The sequence below is a fragment of the Paraglaciecola sp. IT1134 genome (assembly GCF_058068185.1).
Genome location: NZ_CM176486.1, coordinates 3,224,194 through 3,241,299, shown reverse-complemented (window position 1 = coordinate 3,241,299; position 17,106 = coordinate 3,224,194). Strand labels below are relative to the sequence as shown.

The window sequence follows — 17,106 nt, the reverse complement described above, 5'->3', positions numbered from 1 at the left end:
ACACCACACAGGTAATATTTTGATGACGCAAAACGGCGCCGACTCCCTTATCGTACTTGATTTTGAAACCACCGGGCTTTCACCCGATATGGGCGATAGAGCAATCGAAATAGGGGCTGTCCGTCTTGAAAAGGGCGAGGTGGTTGAGCGTTTTCAAGCACTAATGAATCCTGGCAAACGTGTCAGTGGTTTTATTGAGAATTACACCGGTATCACTAACCGTATGTTAAGCCGAGCTGCTCCCTGTGATGAAGTCATGGATGAGTTTGCTAACTTTATGGGAAACAGTAACCTTGTTGCCCATAATGCCTCTTTTGATAAACGTTTTTTGGATGCGGAATTACGCCGGATTTCTAGACCTTATAATGGCATTTTTGCATGTTCTTTACTCGTCGCGAGACGTTTATATCAACAAGCCCCTAATCATAAGCTTGGTTCGCTCATCGCCTATAAAAACATTCCGTCACAGGGGGGCTTTCACAGAGCCTTATTCGACTCCGAAATGACCGCGAAATTGTGGATGGCCATGTTAGAAGATATTTCCCAACTTACGCGCGAAGACGTGCCTTTTACATTAATTCAAAAGCTGACTAAAACGCCAAAGAGTGGGGTGAATAAATTACTGTCTTCAATAATTTAGAAAAAGGGGTGCAGTGAATAAATAGTTCAACAAACGTTAGTTAGGTCAAATTAGATTGGCCCTTATGGCCGTAGTTGTTCGATAGTTTGGAACGTTGGTAGTCAGTGGTGGCGACTTATAACAAGCCAAGTCATCGGTAAATTGCCCACTGGCTGCGCCAAAATGTTCGCGTTTCCCGCTATTGCGGGCGGTGGCAACGGTGGATAAAATGATTATTTATTATTTAGGAGAATTAAGTGTGAAAATACAGGCGATAATGTGTGCGGTTACATTAACTATAGGAATACTGTTTAGCTCGATATCCTTTGCAGACCCAGTGTGGATTGATGTTCGCAGTGTACTCGAACATAAAATTGATAATATTGAAGGTGATATCCGGATATCACACACAGATATAGTGGAAGAGGTAAGCCGAATTTATCCTAATAAAAACACAGATATTCGTTTGTATTGTCTTAGTGGGGGGAGGGCAGGCAAAGCATTATCTTCTTTAAAACATGCTGGTTATATTAATGTACAGAATGTGGGAGGCATTGATGACGCTCGTAAAATAAGGGCGACTACTAAATAAGTGAATATGAAAAAGGGGGCGCAGTGAATAGCAATGAAATTCACTGCGCCCCCTTTTTTTGATGCGTTGGTAAATTCGTATCCTCCCGGAGCAACAGTTTTATGGTCACTAAGAAAACAGATTCAAAGGTAATCGCTCGAGACAAAGCTAAGTATGTTCTCTGTGATCCTGAGCACTGCATCCAGGTAAGGGGGGCACGTGTTCATAACTTGAAGAATGTCGACGTTGATTTACCTCGCAACGCACTTGTCGTTTTCACTGGCATCTCTGGGTCAGGAAAGTCTTCGCTGGCCTTTGGCACATTGTTTGCGGAATCACAACGTCGCTACCTCGATTCAGTATCGCCCTACGCGCGTCGATTAATCGACCAAGTTGACGAGCCTGATGTAGATGCAATAAACGGATTGCCGCCAGCTGTCGCACTTCAACAACAACGGGGAACGCCATCGGTTCGATCATCCGTGGGCAGTGTTACAACGATTTCCAATGCCCTGCGCATGCTCTATTCACGAGCAGGGAAATATCCCCGCAGTCAGAATATACTGTATGCAGACGCGTTTTCTCCAAACACACCACAAGGAGCTTGTGCTAGATGTCATGGCATTGGGCGAGTGTTTGAAGTGACTGAAAAGTTGCTCGTTCCCGACGATACAAAATCGATTCGACAGCGGGCCATCGCGGCGTGGCCACCAGCGTGGCAAGGTCAAAATCTTAGCCGCATACTGGTTTCACTCGGGCACGACATCGACAAGCCGTGGAAAACGTTACCGAAAAAAACGCGCGACTGGATCCTGTTTACCGAAGAAACACCCGTTGTACCTGTCTTTCCAGAATACAGTCTTGCACAAACGCGCGAGGCAATTGAAAATGGTGAAGAGCCAAGTTACATGGGCACGTTTGCGAGCGCTAAACGCTACATCTTGCAATCTTTTGCAACGACGCAAAGCGCCCGGACCAAAAAACGCGTTTCTCAGTTTATGCAGATTTCCCAGTGCCCGGAGTGCAATGGCAAAAAGTTGAAACGAGAATCGCTGTCGGTGAAATTTGCTGGGCTGGATATTGGTGAGTTGTCGCAGTTGACGCTAACAGAGCTCGCTCGATTGCTGCGCGATGCTGCCAATGCAAACCCGGCCGGCAATGTGCTGAACAGAGAAAAAGTAATTGTCGCTCAGCGCATTGCCAGCGACATTCTGGCCCGTGTCGAAGCCCTTACTACCCTTGGCTTAGGTTACCTGTCGCTCGAACGCAGCACGCCAACCTTGTCTCCGGGTGAACTTCAACGTTTGCGACTGGCAACGCAGATCCGCTCGCAGCTGTTCGGCGTCGTCTATGTTTTAGACGAGCCTTCGGCAGGTCTGCACCCGGCCGATACGCAAGCATTACTGGGTGCGCTAGATGAACTCATACTAGCCGGCAACTCGGTATTTGTTGTTGAACATGATGTCAGTGTCATTCGACATGCCGACTGGGTAGTGGACGTTGGCCCAGACGCAGGAACACATGGCGGTGAAGTGATCTACAATGGTCCATTAGAGGGTTTGCGCGATGCCACTAAGTCGCATACCCGTCGATACCTTTTTACAACCGATGATTCAGCGAAACATAGGCCCAGGCAGGCGACGGCCTGGCTTAAGCTGGCGGGAATTGAACGAAATAATCTTCAACGGCTCAATGTTGAGTTTCCACTGGGCGTGATGACGACCGTTACCGGAGTATCGGGTTCGGGTAAGTCGAGTCTGGTGAGTCAAGCGCTTGTCGAACTCGTTAACGGGGCGCTGGGTGTGAATAAGGCCGAAGAGGCCCCCAATGGTGAGGCCGATTTGCTGGAACGGGAGCTTGAAACGTCAACAGGCGGGAGGATTGTTGATGGCATGGAGCACGTGCGACGACTGGTGACCGTTGATCAGAAGCCGATCGGTCGCACCCCGCGATCAAACCTAGCCACATACACTGGCCTGTTTGATTACGTGCGTAAGTTGTTCGCTGCCACGCGTAAATCCAAGGCACGGCGTTACGATGTAGGTCGTTTTTCGTTTAATGTTGCAAAGGGCCGGTGCTCAAATTGCGAAGGAGTCGGTTTTGTCTCCGTGGAGTTGCTGTTTCTTCCTAGCGTGTATTCACCCTGTCAGGTGTGCCAGGGGCAGCGGTATAACGACAAAACCCTTGAGATCACTTATCGGGAAAAGAACATCGCCGAAGTGCTTGATTTGACAGTGGAATCGGCACACGAATTCTTTGCCAATGAACTTCCAGTATTGCGTGCATTAGACGCGTTGCTGCAAGTTGGGCTCGGCTACCTGCGACTCGGTCAGCCTGCAACTGAATTGTCGGGCGGCGAAGCCCAACGGATCAAACTCGCAACCGAACTTCAGCGTTCGCAGCGAGGCGACACCCTCTACGTTCTCGATGAACCTACGACCGGCCTGCACCCAGCAGACGTATCGATGTTGATGTCGCAATTGAATGGACTTGTTGATGCAGGCAACACTGTCATCATGGTCGAACACGATATGCAGGTCGCCAGCAGCAGCGACTGGGTTATCGATATCGGCCCCGGCGCGGGTGATGAAGGTGGGCTTGTCGTCGCCCAAGGTCCACCTGTGAAAGTCGCAATGTCGAAAACCAGCCGAACTGCTCCCTTCTTGATCTTGTAAAGGGAGTGAGTAAAAAGTAAAAAGGGGTCGGAGTGAATTTTATATTCACTCCGACCCCTTTTTACTTTTTACTGGTTGGTTTTGTCTGGCGATAGATCTGATCACAAAATGACATGAATGTTCCCCAGCTTTTCAACTATCCTTTTGATTTGTATGTATTATTCGTGAGGATACCTCAGGGTCGGAGTGAATAACGAGTTCAACTAACATTAGTGAGGCAAAATTAGGTTAGCGCTTAAGGTCTTAGTGGCTCGATGGACGCCCCTGTTTCAGTTGTCCAATGTTTGCATTTAGTGTTTGTTCAATTCGTGTTTTAAATTTGTCACTGCCGAGGGGATAATTGTGCTGCAGGCATTCCCTGAGTTGATGGATATGCTCAGGGGGAAGGCCGTGACGGAATATTTCCTTATACGCGTGTTCACGCTGCTCTTTGCTGGTGCCCAGCGTCAGATATTCGGAATGTGGCGTGATGCATTTTATTGATTTGCCGTTGGCATTTGCTTGATAACTTGACCAGCGGTAATCCTCTGGGCGCATGACCATATTGGCTCGTACCGGGTTTAATTCTATATAGCGCTGGCAGGTTAATAAATAATTGGAGCTATCAATTAGGCTGCCTTTATGTCGGCCTTCCCAGAGTGTGCCGGTGCGATTGTATAGGCCGTTAATATAACGCACATATTTTCTGCCGGTACTTTGCATGACGTTTGAAATGCCTTCATGGCAGCTTGGCGTCATCAATAGGTGTACATGATTTGTCATTAAGACAAAGGCGTGAAGTTTAACGCAGCAGGTTTCTAAGGCTTCGGTCAAGACATTGATATAAAATGCAAAATCTTGGTTTGAAAAAAAACATGTTTGTCGGTTATTTCCGCGTTGAACGATATGGCAGGGTATTCCTGATGCGTAAAATCGTGCTTTCCTTGGCATAGTGGTCATCCTAACCGTAGTACATGAAGTAAGGATTATAGACTAGTCTCGGCTGTACCTCGAAATAGGAATGAAATTCACTCCGACCCCTTTTTACTCTACTAAATTCACTCGACCCCTTTTTACTTTTTACACTTTTTACAAGCCCGTGTGATACTGGCTGACGGTTGACGCTGGCACCATAGCGTTAAGTGTTGTTGCCACGGTTGAATGACCGGCTAATAATTGTTCGAACTGGCCAATTAAAACGGCTTTATCAGGTAACGGTTTATCACCGGCACCAATGTTGGTTAAATCAATCATAAAACCATCAAAGAGATGGCCAAGATCATCAATGATCTGCATGTTTAAAAACTGATCATGATTATAAATACTCGGATAACCTGCTTTTTGTTTATCAATAGCAAAAGAGACACCTTTTAGGTTAGTGATGCTGGTAGATTTATCACAGGAAAGCATACAACCGTTGTCTATTCGGGGTTTTTCACAACCCACACTTTGCTGGAAAAAACACTGTCTGCTGGTCATTAATAAGATGGGATGGTAAATACTGTAAAACAATTTGAAGTTTTCGGGACGGGCGATATTTTGCATTTGCTGTTTATTTATCTCGTTGGAAATAAACGCCCCACTGCAATCAAACTCTTCTTTGATGGCCATCAAGGCATAAGAATTGGTGATATTTAAAAAGGGGCCTGCTATCCATTTTATCCCCAGTTCATAAGCTTTATAGGCGATCCCTGTATTGTTGGTGACAATTAATGGGGGCCTGACGTGCTGCAAAATATTAACAGCCACATCATAGTCTTTACCTATTAATACCGCCGGAAACCAGGGAATGACCCCCGGGTTTTCGTTCAACAAATCAATGTATTTAGTGCAATCACGTTTGTAGGCGTCGGGTAACTTGAAGTAGATATCTGCGTCAGTTATATCGCTTAAACCAAGGTCTACGGGATCACTGATTAAAACCGAAAGTTTGCCTCTGCTCTTGGTGCGGGAGGCGGCGGATGTGCCAGAATCAAGAGCGCTTAAGTCTGCTGTTTTAGGATGTCTCTGCAGTGGGGGTAACTCAACGGCGGGTAACACTGCCCTGGAGTGATTCAATAAACGTGCGACTTCATTTTTAAGCGCCGTCAACTCTTTAAAGGGCAAACTGAGACCACAAGCCACCTCGTGCATGTCCATTTTTTTAAGGATAAATTCAGCATTGTTTAAACTTTTGAAACGCTTTTCAAGCGCTATTTTGATGTTATCCCCCTGGTCATTTTTAACTAATGGGCTGGTTGACTGCACCACAAAGTCTTTCTTTTCAACAAATGCTAACTCAGCTGTTGTTTGTTCCCTAGCCGATATGTCTTGGGTGGTCACTGTCACGGTTAATTGACTGCCGGGCTGGCCTGAAAAACGTAAGGTCAGTGGTACTTTATCTATGTTTAAGAACTTGATTTTATCTTTCACTGTTGCATTTATCTGACTTTTCTCTGCATAAAGACTTTGTTCTACTTCATGTATTTGCACCACCGAAATAGCATTGTTCTTTTCAACGGCAGCTTTTGTGGTAACCGCATTTTTAGCAATAGCATGAATTTTTGAATTGTCGCGCGGGTTATCAATGAACATAGACTGATTCAAATCGCCTCTTAAAAAGGCATTTGAAAAATCACGATTAAACACCTTATAGAGTCGCTCACCGTCTTCAAGTAATTGACCTGTTTGCAGATAACCATCAATCTGTTTTCGAAAACTATCTACAACCGTATGCACATAACTGGCGCCTTTAATGCGGCCTTCTATTTTAAATGAGTGCACACCTGCTTTTATCAAAGCCGGGAGATCAAAAAATGCTGAGTTGTCTTTTATATTCAGCGGAAAATTATGACCTGTTGGTGTCGTTTCATATTCTTCACGGCAAGCCTGGCTGCAACGACCCCTATTACCCGAGTTGCCCACACTGGCTGAGGTTGAATAACATAAACCCGAGAAAGCGATACACAATGAGCCATGAACAAAGACCTCCGTTAAAATATCGTGTTCCCGTGCCGTAGCGGTTATTGCAGTTATTTCTGTTAGGTTTAACTCTCTTGATAAATTAACCCGTGAAGCCCCTAATTTTTTTAGGAAAGGGATTTGGCCGGTATTATGGGTCGTTAACTGTGTTGAGGCATGTATGTCCAGGCTGGGAAAATGCTTTTTAATCAGATTAAACAAACCAATATCCTGCACAATCACACCATCTAAGGTGGTATTAACCAGTCTGCTTAACAGCTTGGCGAGAGAGGTGAATTCTCGTTCTAAAATAACAATATTTAAGGTGAGAAAAATCTGACATTGATACTGGTGGGCCAGTCGAATAACACCAACGAGTTCATCAAATGAAATATTAGCCGCGCGGTTACGCGCATTAAAGGTATCTAATCCGCAATAGACCGCATCGGCACCAGCAATAATGGCGGCTTTAATCGCATCGACATCACCACCTGGGGCTAATAATTCAATATTATGATTCATTTATATAACTTGTTGTCTGCTAAATTTAAAGGCGGGATGTTACCCGTATATTTAGCCGATGAATATCGTTACAGTAGATTAATAGCTGTAAATGAGGCGATCATAGTCAAATTGCGATGAATGAAGCAAAAGCATACCCCATACTCTATTCTTTAAGAAACTGTCCCTATGCGATACGAGCACGGATCGCGATTTATAAAGCAAAACAGCGGGTGTTATTGCGGGATGTGGTTTTGAGCAATAAACCAGCAGAAATGCTAGCAAGCTCCCCCAAAGGCACGGTGCCCATTTTGGTATTAACACAATACCCAAAGTCTGCGCCTCAAACCGTTATTGAGGAGAGTTTAGAGATCATGTTATGGGCCCTGGCACAAAATGATCCTGGCGATCTCTTGTACGCTCATGATCCTGACGCTTTACCAGAGATGCTTAATTTAATTGCGCGCTTCGATGATGAATTTAAAGTGTGTTTAGAGCAATACAAATGTGCCAAACGCTATCGTGAAGAGACTATCACCCTTTGCAGACAAACATGTGAGCCGTTCATCGCAGACTTAGAACAACGGTTAGCACAATACCCCTTTATTATGTCAGCACACGAAAGCCTGGCCGATATCGCGCTGTTACCTTTCATTCGTCAGTTTGCCCGCGTAGAGCGGCAATGGTACCTGCAATCGCCTTACCCTAACCTTAGGCAGTGGCTCAATCATTATCTTCAAAGCGTTATGTTCACAAAAGTGATGGCAAAAACCCCTTTGTGGTTGGAAAATCGTGAAAACGTTATTTTTAGTTAATCTACTCCACTCCACAGAGCACGACTGCCACTATGGTGTATGCGTTAAGCCATAGCCCCGCACTCAATCTGGGTACCGCCTGACCTAATAAAGCTAACAGACCAGGGATGCTGAAAATTCGAAGACATAGGTCTCATAATTAAGTTTGCAGTGCACCATTTTTACTCGGCCCTCGGTTAGCACACATACAATATTAATTAGTCGTTAGGCAGAGTAGGCGTGTTGCGTGCGTACACAGCTGCCAAGCTACTTTAATTTTATTGACATGCATCTGAGGGTTGATCTGTGTCAACAAGCATGACCGTAAACCAATTTATGATTTGTTTGAGTATGGCGCTTATCTAAATAAAGAGGCCAACAGTGACCGATAAAAAACTTTTGTTGATCCTAAAAACCTGTATCACCATTGGCATGTTATTAATTTTGTTGGGGATCTATTTACACAATTTCAGCGAGATGATTGAAGCCATGGGCGTAAAGGGGATCACCATCAGTGCGATGTGTATTGCCCTGGGAATGATTTTGTCTTTGCCTACAAAAATGTACCTGACCTTCATTCTAGTTAAACAGGAAGCTGTCAAACAGAAAGCTGACAAGAAGAAATAAAAAAGTGCAAATCCAGATTGAATCCTTTATTGGTTCTGTGAACTATTATTACAGAAAGATTACATAGTTAGCTCATTTTTATGCCAAGGGTTTCCATAGCTGGCTTATTTTAACAAGGCTTGTGCACTGATAAATTCCTTGGCAGCCTCAGATAGACATCTGCCCGATAAATAGTTTTTCCCCCCAGCATGATAAAGCAGCCAACCTTGAGCTGTTTGTTCAATTTTTCTGACTTCAGCCCATGAAATTTTACTTTCAACATAAAAAGATTTACTACTGACGCTATTCTCATTTATGGTTAATGTCAGTTCAGAATTTGCCGCTTTACTTATCAATTGTCTGGCTAACCACCAAGATTTTCGAAAACGTATACTTAAATATTCCACAGCACCTAGTGCAACAATAAACCATGCGGCATAAGGGGTAATCTCTGTAAAAAGGAGAATAGCCAAACCCAATATCGCTAATATAATAGATTTAAAATATACAGTTTTAGCGTTATCGACAGTAATAGATTCATCAAAGGTTTCACTAAAGTGGCTTTTATCTAATATATAAGTTGTTGAATAGGAAAAAGGCGTAGTCATTAGAATTTAAGGTTGAGTCAAAAAAGGCAGTGTAGCGAGAAGTGCCTTGGCTTGATAGTTGTTTTAGGTAGCATTATTGTTACACCGTTAATAATATTAAAAATCCACTTTAAAGCATTAACAGTGACGCCAATTTTTTCAGAAAACTCATTCAAATTTTTCATTTTGAAAAACGCTTAAGGTAATAAAGTTTTTTATAGGTTAACTGTTACTCATGAGCAATTACCGTCGTTTATCGTAAAACTTAAAATAAAAAATAAGCGCCTCTCACGCATGGCTATTCGCTCAGCCCTGCTGGGTAGTTTAAGCGGCCGGTCGTTGCCTACGGGGAGTTCGCTGTAAGTGAGTAGGTCAGGTTCTTCAGATAAAAAGCAGGTGCTGACCAGCAAATATTCCGGTGCCAATCAGTTTAATGTGAATCAATTCGTACTACGCAGAATTTCCAAGAAATACTAAGACTGATTGAAATATGCACTATGCTAAAGAAGGAACCCGCATAGGCCATATAGCTCGTCATTTTGACGGTGGCATCGCTACCATTGGACCTATATAGCGGGTAGGGCTATTGGGGGAGGTAAAGGATGCGTAAATTACTGGAATTGATCCTAGGATCTACAGGTTCACAACGTTGGCAACAGCTTTGGCGGTTTCGTTGTGACCGAGCCCAAGGGGTCACCATTAATCTCAGCAAATGTAAGGCCCCGATGTCACTCAATCGAGCAATGTCAGTATTGGTGTTTGGCGCAATACTGCTGCTGGGGGGCTGTGCCGGTACCTCAGTGAGTGCACTACATGATCCCTTGTATCGTGCTTCCACTCATTCCAGTACCATCTCGGCAACTGCTCGAAATAGCGGTTCAGGGATCAGCAGCATTGATATCATTGTGACAACCGGAGAAATGACCGATTGCACAGAGCTTGGCGTTCCGGCAAGTATCATTCCCTGTCGCCGCAACGCTTCAACTGTTACCCACACCTGCACTTTTACCGGGAATCCTAACAATGCCGCTTGCGATTATACGCAAAGCCTGGGAAACCTGTCTCTGGTCACTTACCGGGCGACAGCCAATCCGGCTTCAGGCCGTTCCCGTTCTTCAACAGAGATTACTTATGCAGGCGGATTTCCGCCCACAGCTGGCATCGCCAGGCCAGTGCTCTGGCAACGAAGTCAACCACTGGCAGGTAAGATTGACCTTGGGCTTTTTCCAGACGCAGATTACGTCGGCGATTACACTGATTTCACTAACGACCTGCAGAATATGGTGCTGGATAGCTTCTTCAATAGCAGTGATCAAATCTCATCGGTATATACCTTGTTTCGCAATACACACAATATTTGGGCGGCGCCTTTCGGTGCGGACGCAAGTGCTTTTAATGCCGGCAGTTGCCCCAGAAGCTTTAACACTTTGACGACTTCTGTCGCCGCTGAAATGGACGGTGAGGCCATTGTGCACAAAACCAATTTTCGGGATTGTGCTGCAATCACCCTAGGCGGAGCTGGCAGCGTGTTTGGTAAGGCGGCTGATGTTAACTATCTTTTAATCCACGAAAGCAGCCATTTTTTGCACGCCCAGGGAGATGAATATATGGGAGGGGGTAACTTTTCTCCTGGACCATGCAGAAACGTTTTCAGCACTGAGGCTGCCTGTCAATCGGCGGCACCAAACGCCGGTGCTTCGGCCTCAAACTGTGTTCAAATTGGCACCACAGGAACCTGGCGCAACGACGATGGGCAGTTAGAAACCATGGATGATCGCGATGATAACGATAATTTTCGTAACAACAGCGCAGATTGCGTGATAGAGCGTTTTCGGATCTGCGGATCTGGAAGCTGTTACTAGGAGAAGATGAAATGAACAATTCAAACTCTTTAACCGTTACCTTCATTGGAGGACTTTTGTGGCTGAATATTTGCACGGCTGCTGAGCCAGGCGAAATGACAGCAACAACTTCAAAACCGGTACCTGTCGATGCCGCAGAAGACAATGCTATTGTTCTTCAACAGACTGAACCGGGTTTGGTTGTCAGCATGACAATCGATGGAGCCAAAGTGCGCGATTTCAATGTGCAGTTTGCCTCCATCTCTCAAAGTGCATCAACTAAACAAAACGAAGAAAACGTTAACATACGAGGGATGAGTGGTGGGATAGAAGTTTCCAGCGCCTCAATTGCAGATCAACGGGCTAACGCAGTAGAAGAGGTTGGCCTGGTAATGACCGCACAACGAACCCTTATCGGTCGACTCGCTATCCCCTCTCGTATAGATACGCTTGAAGTTGACTTACCTGGTTCAGACGGCCCTCAAAAATTGGATGTCCGGCAAGCCTTCGAGCGATACTGTGCTGAGTATGAGAGCGAGCAAATATGCAGCAGGGGCAGCGACAAAAGAAAGTAGATAGGGTTGTTTTGCACTTTGTTCAGTGCAAAACAACTGCCACACGATTATACATTAACCTCTATTGAGCAGACCTTTTAGCTTATCATTAGCTTTTTCTAACAACTTTTCCTTTTGTTTATCGAGCTCTTCATTCACTTTTTTCTTAGCCTCTTGTGCCAAGCGTTTTTTTGCTTCAGATTTAGCCGCTGCAATCACGTTATCGAGCATGGCATTGACCACCGCAACCCCCACTTGATCTGCTGGCATTCCATTAGGTTGACCAATAGGGCCCGCATTGAAAGTGGGTAAGGTAACTTCATAGGCTTTTGTGTTTATATTCAGATCGCCCGTAGGCAGCTTTTCAAAATTGAATTTAAGGCGAACCTTACTTACCGTTACGTTTTCAACAATCACCAAGGGATTGGCGCCATCTTTTGATGCTGATTCATTTTCAGTCTTTGGCAGATTAGTTGCTAAGTTGTTTTTCAGCACTATCAGGTTACCCTGTCCACCCGCGTCTACTTCATAAAGAATTTCCGGTGCATTGATGTTGATGGTCTGCACCACATAAGGTTCATTGAAAACCTCGCCTAAATCTAGCGCGATCGAATCGACACTGAACGCATCTTCATTACTGAAACCATTCGGATTTTTTACGTTCAAATCACGGATGGTCATTCGCCCCTCAGTCAGTGCCAGGTCAACATTGTCAACCGACACAGCCGAGCCGAGATATTTACTCCCCTGTTGCTCTATTTGCGCACGAATAAAGTCGCCCGCCCCGCTTAACATATACCAAGCACCGCCTGCAATCAGCAGTACTAACAAACCAAAAATCACTAATCCTTTTTTCATCAAATTCTCTTTTAGCTATTTATTTAATATCATTATTGTAACAGAACAAGTGGATCACCAGATCACCTCTACACTACTTACCAGCGCATCAACAACATTAAGCTCTAGGGGTAAACGTGAATATAAACTCCTTTGTATATTTTGAACAATAATTAATATATATGTCTTTGTAAATTTTGATAAATAAGGTCAAAGTAGGGCTTTTTATGATGGAGAAAGTTGTCGATGAAGTCGAATAGTGACAAACCCATGTTGTCTTTAAAGATCAGGATATTGATAGGTATTTTAGCCATTCCGTCTTTGTTTTTGGCCTTAATGATAGGTGCGACCGTTGTGCAAGGCGACTACGGTGAAATTAGCTATTTTGAGGTGATGTATTCCTTGGTTGGGATCTTTGCCATTCACATCGCACTTACCGGCAAAAAATACTTTTAATAAAAATCACTTGGGTCAAGGTTAACTTAAAACGTCAGCAGACGTTTTAGGGTTTCTTCTATGCCATGTAGAAACCCATCTTAATTTTCTAGACGGCGCACAATTTCAAGTGTTACACATAATTAAACCCTGTGCTTTTCCATGTAACTTCAAATCATCCAAGACATCAACGGTTTGTCGGCTGGGCGTTCATGAAGCCAGGCAGGGTTTCTGAGGGCTTACATTTGCCTACACAAATGGGCTAATCTTGTTTTTTCAGCAGCAACCACGGCAATCGCCACCAATAACGCATCTCGTGCCATCTTTGCCTCGACGCAGGCACGTGCTGGTGCATGACCATCCGGTACCCACGCATCCCACACTTCATTCATTGCCGCAAAATACTTCATGTCGTTGACATAAATGGTTGCGCACAAGAGATGACTCTTGTCGCTTCCAGCTTTTATCAACAGCGCATCAACATAGTTCCGGGGATAGGTTCGGGGATAGTACCGGAGCTTGCGCTCCTGACGCACAAGGGATTGCAAAGAGTGTTGCAGGGTACACTGCCAAGATACATATGGCCTTCGATAGTGGCGGCTTACCTATAAGGTTTGATATCTCGGGTTGGAGAAGTGCACGACTGTAAAGCCGCCTTTATAAAAATAACCCATGCTAATTGGCCTGTTGCTGCACAACAGTGGCCGTACAACGCGCATTCTACTGTAACGCCAAATCGCCTGCTAAGCGTTGGTTTAAGTTTGGCAGTTCATTGTTAGCCTTTGTCAGGCTTAGTTGATCCGGATCAATATCAGCATTTCCTCCTGGTTTTAAATACTGCAGAAGCATTCCTTCGAGTATCGATGAGGATGCAATTAAGGCGATTTTAATAGGGGGATATTAACTGTGGCATTTCCCAAGTCTGAAAAAGCCCAACTAAAACAGCGTAAAATAAACGTTGAAACCAAATGACATAAATTTGCCAGGTGCCAAGGACGGCCTGACTTTAAGGAGAAAATGTATGCAAGATTATCAAAGAATTTTAGTGGCACTAGATATCTATACTTCTTATGAACCCATACTGCTGCGCGCTCTGAGTATTGCCAAAAAGCCAGAGGTGTTAAGTATTATCCATGCGTCACTGCCTCATGTCTATTTTGAACCTTATGGCGCGGCATTTGGTGGCGACTTTGTCAGCGATATTCGTCAGCAAGCCGATTCACAACTAAAACAACTCGCTGAAAAACACGGCATTCCGTCTACCCAGGCGTACGCTCCTATTGGTTCACCGGTTGATGAAATTCATCGTTTGGCCGAACAAATCCAAGCCGAGTTAATTGTGATAGGTACCCATGGTCAAAGTGGTTTGAAACTGTTATTGGGCTCAACCGCTAACGGTGTTCTACATGGAGTTAAATGTGACGTACTTGCAGTAAAAGTATGAAGCCTCTTTGATTGTTTAATTTACCATTTTTTGTATGGAGAAACGTTAAATGATCACTTCCAATTCACGTTACATTAGTCAAATAACCCGCGATACCCTGGCCCTTATCCTGGCGGGTGGCAAGGGCAGTCGCTTACACGAACTGACCCAGTCTCGGGCTAAACCTGCCTTGCATTTTGGCGGCAAGTTTAGGGTGATTGATTTTCCACTGTCAAATTGTGTTAACTCAGGCATCAGGCAGATAGGTGTGATGACACAATACAAGGCTCATTCATTGATCAGGCATTTGGCCCGGGGGTGGTCAAATCTAAACAGAGATTTAGGTGAGTTTGTTGAATTATTACCGGCTTCCCAGCAGTATTCTGACAACTGGTATGAGGGCACGGCCGATGCCTTGTATCAGAATATTGAATTTATTCGCCAATACGCACCTAAATATGTGATGGTGTTGGCGGGTGATCATATCTACAAAATGGATTATGGCGACATGCTGGTGGAACACGTAAAAAGTAAAGCCGATATGACAGTATCTTGTATTGAAGTGCCCATCGCAGAGGCCGCCAACAATTTCGGTGTTATGTGTGTTAATGAACACAACAGGATCATCGATTTTCATGAAAAACCCAAAGAACCTTGTCCGCTAAAGGATTATCCCGGTTATACCCTGGCATCGATGGGCAATTATGTGTTTAATACCGAGTTTTTGATCAAGCAGTTGCTGGCCGACGCCAAAGACCCGCAATCTCAACACGATTTTGGCAGAGACATCATCCCGGCATCGATCGAACATAATCAAGTGCTCGCCTTCAGATTCAGAGATGGCAATGGTAAAACACCTTTTTGGCGAGATGTGGGCACCTTGGATTCATTTTGGCGAGCCAATATGGATTTAGTCAGCATTACTCCCCAGTTAAATATCTATGATGATGGTTGGCCAATATGGACCCATCAAAAACAGTCGCCGCCGGCCAAATTTGTGTTTAACGATGACCAACGTCAAGGTTATGCGGTAGATTCCACGGTATCTGGTGGCTGTATCATCTCGGGGGCAAAAGTCAGCAAGTCGTTATTGTTTTCAGACGTACATGTCGATTGCTACAGCAATATAGAAGAATCTGTAGTGCTTCCTGGTGTGCATATAGGTCGTCATGTCAAGATAAAACGCGCCATTATCGACAGCGATTGTAAGATTGAAGATGGCATGCAAATTGGGATAGATAAAGCACATGATGTGGCCAGAGGATTCCGCATCAGCAATGAGGGCATTGTATTGGTCACCCAAGCTATGCTTGTTAAACAGCAATCAGGTTCACAGCAGGTAGACATTCATCCCCATATGAGGCTATTGGCTTGATTGGATCGTTAGGGCAGCTGGCTGTTATTTGGCTAGCCATTTTTATTGCAGTAGCCGCTGCGCGCAGTTGCAGGTTAACACCTGTGTTATTTTTTCTGCTGATTGGCATGCTAATGGTCAATAGCGGTTTACTTCCTGAGCAGCCAGATCCCTTTATTCGCGGTTTTGCCGAGCTGGGTATTATCATTATTATGTTTGCCCTGGGTTTTGAAGAGAATCCCAGTAATTTTTTATCCAGTGTTAAAAAAAGTTGGGGCATAGCCTTGTTTGGTGCCATTGCACCTTTTGCCAGCGCTTTTTGGGTAGCCGATTATTTTTGGCAAGATACTAATCTGGCTCTGATGTGTGGTTTGGCCATGACAGCCACTGCGGTCTCCTTGACTATGGTTTCACTGAAAAGTGAGGGGTTGGCTAACACTCCGGTTGCCACACGTATTATGACCTCAGCGGTGCTGGATGATATCGGGGCGCTGGTTATGGTGGCAATTCTGGTACCCCTAGCGAGTGGCCAGCAAATACCTGGGATACTCGGGATGGCGTTCATCATTGCTAAGATGGTGGCATTTTTTGTAGTGGTATCAGCGTTTGGCGCGTGGTTGCTACCCCATGACGCCAACAGCTGGGCTGGCCGACTGCCCCTCATCAGGCATTGTAGTGCCCGTAGTATCTTGGCGTTCGAAAAGGGCGAATATGCGACCCTCATTGTGCTTTTTATGGCACTGGCCTTGGGGCTGATCGCTCATTATTTGGGCTTTCATCCCGCGGTCGGGGCGTATATGGCGGGATTGATCCTAAAAGAGGAGTATTTTAAAAGTGTTCACGGCCATGATTCCTATGCCAACACCAAACGCACTGTGGATAACGCCGCATTTGCCTGGATTGGACCAGTATTTTTTGTGCAATTAGGTACACATATACTATTTGACTGGCAACTATTTGTTTCCCTTATCCCTCAAACTCTGGCACTCGTGTCGGCCCTTTTTATTGCCCAAATCGCTTCGGCTGCCTTGGCCGCGCGTTACACCAGCGGCATGTTGTGGCCTGGTAGTTTATTGATAGGCTGCGGTATGCTGGGGCGTGCCGAGCTGGCGTTTGTAGTATTGGATATTGCTTATGTGCAACAGCATATTATTCATAAAGAGGCCTTTTATACTTTAATGTTTACGGCGTTTTGGCTGAATATCACGTTACCGTTAACTATCCACCTTCTCAAACCATATTACCACCCGCCTTCTCCCGGTCCTTGAAGCTCCTAATCGCAATGATTTAAAGAAAAGATAACCGGAGATTCCCTGATCTGCGACAATTTTTTTACCGGATCGCGTGTTAAATTTGCCCAAGCCTTTAGGTTGGTTTAACTGTTTGAGGG

15 protein-coding genes and 1 pseudogene are annotated in these 17,106 nt (G+C 44.9%); 11 read left to right on the top strand and 5 right to left on the bottom strand.

Features of this window, described 5'->3' with window-relative positions; genetic code table 11:
• Positions 1–22: 22 nt before the first annotated feature.
• The 3 genes from AC3RV5_RS14085 (at position 23) to AC3RV5_RS14075 (ending at position 3,865) form a co-directional block, all read left to right on the top strand.
• Positions 23–640 (top strand): 3'-5' exonuclease, encoded by a 618-nt coding sequence (locus AC3RV5_RS14085; RefSeq protein WP_489732168.1) that lies wholly within the window; start codon positions 23–25, stop codon positions 638–640.
• 208 nt (positions 641–848) lie between these two features.
• Complete coding sequence (locus AC3RV5_RS14080; RefSeq protein ID WP_489732167.1) at positions 849–1,211, top strand: rhodanese-like domain-containing protein; 363 nt, start codon at positions 849–851, stop codon at positions 1,209–1,211.
• Positions 1,212–1,312: 101 nt separating this feature from the next.
• Positions 1,313–3,865 (top strand): excinuclease ABC subunit UvrA, encoded by a 2,553-nt coding sequence (locus AC3RV5_RS14075; protein WP_489728259.1) that lies wholly within the window; start codon positions 1,313–1,315, stop codon positions 3,863–3,865.
• 243 nt (positions 3,866–4,108) lie between these two features.
• Here AC3RV5_RS14075 and AC3RV5_RS14070 read toward each other — a convergent pair whose 3' ends face one another.
• Entirely contained in the window at positions 4,109–4,795 is a 687-nt protein-coding gene (locus AC3RV5_RS14070; protein WP_489728258.1) for a transposase, read from the bottom strand.
• 138 nt (positions 4,796–4,933) lie between these two features.
• On the bottom strand, positions 4,934–7,306 hold the full coding sequence (locus AC3RV5_RS14065; RefSeq protein WP_489728257.1) for a peptidase U32 family protein: 2,373 nt from the start codon (positions 7,304–7,306) through the stop codon (positions 4,934–4,936).
• A gap of 116 nt (positions 7,307–7,422) precedes the next feature.
• Between AC3RV5_RS14065 and AC3RV5_RS14060 the strand changes: the two genes are divergently transcribed.
• Entirely contained in the window at positions 7,423–8,100 is a 678-nt protein-coding gene (locus AC3RV5_RS14060; protein WP_489728256.1) for a glutathione S-transferase, read from the top strand.
• A 360-nt stretch (positions 8,101–8,460) separates the two neighbouring features.
• Positions 8,461–8,706 carry a hypothetical protein gene (locus AC3RV5_RS14055; protein WP_489728255.1) on the top strand — a complete coding sequence of 82 codons (246 nt, stop codon included), beginning with the start codon at positions 8,461–8,463 and terminating at the stop codon, positions 8,704–8,706.
• A gap of 104 nt (positions 8,707–8,810) precedes the next feature.
• Here the strand turns inward: AC3RV5_RS14055 and AC3RV5_RS14050 are convergent, their stop codons facing one another.
• Positions 8,811–9,293: a YcxB family protein gene (locus tag AC3RV5_RS14050; protein WP_489728254.1), complete on the bottom strand. Its 483-nt coding sequence runs from the start codon at positions 9,291–9,293 to the stop codon at positions 8,811–8,813.
• A 581-nt stretch (positions 9,294–9,874) separates the two neighbouring features.
• Between AC3RV5_RS14050 and AC3RV5_RS14045 the strand changes: the two genes are divergently transcribed.
• On the top strand, positions 9,875–11,134 hold the full coding sequence (locus AC3RV5_RS14045) for a hypothetical protein (protein WP_489728253.1): 1,260 nt from the start codon (positions 9,875–9,877) through the stop codon (positions 11,132–11,134).
• A gap of 11 nt (positions 11,135–11,145) precedes the next feature.
• Positions 11,146–11,688: a hypothetical protein gene (locus AC3RV5_RS14040; RefSeq protein ID WP_489728252.1), complete on the top strand. Its 543-nt coding sequence runs from the start codon at positions 11,146–11,148 to the stop codon at positions 11,686–11,688.
• A gap of 54 nt (positions 11,689–11,742) precedes the next feature.
• Here AC3RV5_RS14040 and AC3RV5_RS14035 read toward each other — a convergent pair whose 3' ends face one another.
• A complete protein-coding gene (locus AC3RV5_RS14035) occupies positions 11,743–12,525 on the bottom strand; it encodes a hypothetical protein (protein WP_489728251.1) in 783 nt (260 codons plus the stop codon).
• Positions 12,526–12,750: 225 nt separating this feature from the next.
• On the opposite strand from AC3RV5_RS14035, the gene AC3RV5_RS14030 reads away from it, so the two are divergent.
• The gene (locus tag AC3RV5_RS14030) at positions 12,751–12,960 is read left to right on the top strand and encodes a hypothetical protein (protein ID WP_489728250.1); all 210 of its coding nucleotides are present in this window, start codon (positions 12,751–12,753) and stop codon (positions 12,958–12,960) included.
• Positions 12,961–13,178: 218 nt separating this feature from the next.
• Here the strand turns inward: AC3RV5_RS14030 and AC3RV5_RS14025 are convergent.
• Positions 13,179–13,421, bottom strand: a pseudogene (locus AC3RV5_RS14025) (RidA family protein); the annotation flags it as partial.
• A gap of 539 nt (positions 13,422–13,960) precedes the next feature.
• On the opposite strand from AC3RV5_RS14025, the gene AC3RV5_RS14020 reads away from it, so the two are divergent.
• Genes AC3RV5_RS14020 through AC3RV5_RS14010 form a run of 3 tightly spaced genes read left to right on the top strand, consistent with a single transcriptional unit; the run spans position 13,961 to position 16,984 of the window.
• Positions 13,961–14,383: a universal stress protein gene (locus AC3RV5_RS14020; protein WP_489728249.1), complete on the top strand. Its 423-nt coding sequence runs from the start codon at positions 13,961–13,963 to the stop codon at positions 14,381–14,383.
• A gap of 49 nt (positions 14,384–14,432) precedes the next feature.
• On the top strand, positions 14,433–15,737 hold the full coding sequence (gene glgC, locus AC3RV5_RS14015; RefSeq protein ID WP_489728248.1) for a glucose-1-phosphate adenylyltransferase: 1,305 nt from the start codon (positions 14,433–14,435) through the stop codon (positions 15,735–15,737).
• Positions 15,734–16,984, top strand: a complete 1,251-nt coding sequence (locus AC3RV5_RS14010) for a cation:proton antiporter (RefSeq protein WP_489728247.1) — start codon at positions 15,734–15,736, stop codon at positions 16,982–16,984. The genes glgC and AC3RV5_RS14010 overlap by 4 nt, the downstream gene beginning before the upstream one ends.
• Positions 16,985–17,106: the final 122 nt, after the last annotated feature.